Raw genomic sequence first — 1347 nt, 5'->3', positions numbered from 1 at the left:
CAGGGCTTGATCAAGTTCCGTTGAGGTCGGGCTTGTAGGTGATGCCCAGGATGGGGAGGGCCCGTTCGGGTTGGTCGCGGATGGCGCGGGTGGTCTTCGCGATGTTGGTCGCTCCGAGGGCTTTCAGGGCTCCGATCGCGAGGTTGCGGAGGGTGGCCATGACGCGGGGTGCGTTGCCGACGTGGACAGTGGAGGCGTCTTCGGCGAAGGTACGGTCGCGGATGTGGTGCTGGGCTTCCACGGTCCAGTGTCCGCGCAGGTGGGAGGCGAGTTCGGCCGGTTTCGCCTGGTGGACGTCGAGGCTGGTGACCGCATAGACGGTCTCGCGGGTCTCCTTCCTGCCGGTCTCTTTGCGGCGGCGGTGAACGCGGAGGGCGAGCTTGGCGTGGGGGAAGGCGATGCCGCCAAGGTTGTCGGCGATGGCGAGAGTCTTGATCGAGCGGGACTCGCGACGGCCGTGTCCCTTGTTCGAGGCGGTGTGCTGGATGGCCACCGCATGCCAGTCCAGACCATCCAGTTGGGCCCAGGCGGTGGGCTGATTGGGCTTGATCACGGCCACGTAGTGCGCCTTCTTGGTCTCGGCCAGCCAGGCGACATTGGCCTTCACGGAGTGCAGCGCGTCGAAGGTGACCACGTCTCCGTCCAGGTCGAGCGGTGCAAGCAGGGGCTGGAAGTGCCGTGTCTCGTTGGTCTTGGACCCGACCTCAGCCTGGGCGAGGGTGACCGGGCAGCCGTGGGTGACGGCGGACAGCAGGTGCCGGCGGGGCTGGTCCAGGCGGGCGGAGCCGCGCAGTGCCTTGCCGTCCACGGCGATCACCCGTCGCCTACCCGGGGCTGCGGCGGTATGGCGGTGAGCCAGCCAGGCTCCCACGGCCGCATCGAGTGCGTCGGTGTCGAGACGCTCGAGGACCCTGCCGATCGCCGACCTGGACGGTGCATGCCGCCAGCGCAGCAGGTGACGGCGCACGCCGAGCGTGACGAGCAGCCCTGCGTCGGCGCGGGCGCCCCACTCGGCGAGTTCGTCGATGGTCCGGGCTCCCGAGACCGCGGCGGCCGCGCAGACCAGCAGGATCGAGGTCAGCGAGTACCAGCGGCCCCGCCGGGAGCGCGGATCGGGCACCGCCTCCAGGAAGAACCGCAGGTCAGACATGTCGTCCGGATTGAGCGGACCCAACTTGGCCAACACGGCAGGGATCGGGGAAGATGAGACAGCGGACACGGGAATCCTTTTGATCACTTGGCTTAGACACCTGAATGATCACGGATCCCGTGTCCGCTCTATCGTCCACCCCAACCCGCAGCGTTCTCACGCCAGTTGGGCGATCCCGGGAACTTGCGCAAGCCCTG

The 1347-nt window shown here is 68.1% G+C and carries 1 protein-coding gene; it reads right to left on the bottom strand.

Going from position 1 to position 1347, the window contains the following annotated elements:
• Positions 1 to 10 precede the first annotated feature (10 nt).
• Positions 11 to 1150 carry an ISAs1 family transposase gene (locus tag ACFZDC_RS41995; RefSeq protein WP_391332375.1) on the bottom strand — a complete coding sequence of 380 codons (1140 nt, stop codon included), beginning with the start codon at positions 1148 to 1150 and terminating at the stop codon, positions 11 to 13.
• Positions 1151 to 1347 lie beyond the last annotated feature (197 nt).

Origin of the sequence: Streptomyces sp. NPDC007905 (assembly GCF_042959345.1) — a bacterium.
In the GTDB taxonomy this organism is placed as follows: Bacteria; Actinomycetota; Actinomycetes; order Streptomycetales; family Streptomycetaceae; genus Streptomyces.
This window is presented reverse-complemented; position numbering and strand designations above follow the sequence as displayed.